Annotated in this window: 1 protein-coding gene and 1 pseudogene; both read left to right on the forward strand. The window is 59.2% G+C overall.

The window, feature by feature from the left end:
• Window positions 1-688 (forward strand): phosphate ABC transporter permease PstA (gene pstA, locus OP495_RS18305; protein ID WP_280571195.1); only part of this gene is annotated, 688 nt, incomplete at its 5' end.
• 25 nt (window positions 689-713) lie between these two features.
• Window positions 714-952, forward strand: a pseudogene (locus OP495_RS18310) (hypothetical protein); the annotation flags it as partial.

Genomic DNA, 952 nt, shown 5'->3' on the forward strand with positions numbered 1-952 from the left:
GCCGGAGATGGCGGGGATTGCCTCGGCGGCTATCGGGACGGTAATGACCATGCTGGTCACCATGGCGGTATGCTTTCCGGTGGGCGTGATGACGGCCGTCTATCTCGAGGAGTTCGCCCCCGACAACAAACTGACCCAGATCATCGAAATCAATATCAACAATCTGGCGGCCGTCCCTTCCATCCTGTTTGGCCTGCTGGGGCTGGCAATTTATATCAGCTTCTTCGGGGTGCCTCGTTCCTCGCCGCTGGTAGGCGGTTTGACTTTGGCACTGATGACGCTGCCTGTGATTATCATCTCGACGCGTGCGGCGCTTCGCAGTGTGCCGGATAGTATCCGTCATGCGGCATTTGGCGTGGGGTGTTCACGTTGGCAGGTGGTGCGCGATCACGTGTTGCCGGTGTCGCTGCCGGGCATTCTGACGGGCTCGATCATCGGCCTGGCGCAGGCCATGGGCGAGACCGCACCGCTGATCATCGTGGGCATGGTGGCCTTCATTCCCGATGCGTCGATCTCGATAACGGGCGCCTCGACGGTCATGCCGGCGCAGATATTCACTTGGGCCAGCGAGCCGAATAGCGCCTTCGCCGAGAAGACGGCAGGCGGCATCCTGGTGCTTCTGGCGGTGCTGATCTTTCTCAATGCGCTCGCCGTGTGGTTACGCAACAAATTCGAACGTCGCTGGTAAGCGACTTCCGACAGGACTCATCGCCATGAACGACACGACCCTGCAGAATTTTCAGACCCAGCAAGATCAGTCCTTGGCGTCGGATGATGCCGTGCGCGACCAATATAGCGACGTGACACCCGATAAGGGGCAGCCGGTAACACGCAACGAAAGCGTTGAAGAAAACCTGAGCGTACGCGTACGCGATCTCAGCTTGTGGTATGGCGAGCACCAGGCGCTGGATGACATCAGCATCGATGTGTTCGCGAATACCGTCACTGCGCT

It is taken from the genome of Chromohalobacter sp. 296-RDG, from assembly GCF_029889885.1.
GTDB lineage: Bacteria > Pseudomonadota > Gammaproteobacteria > Pseudomonadales > Halomonadaceae > Chromohalobacter.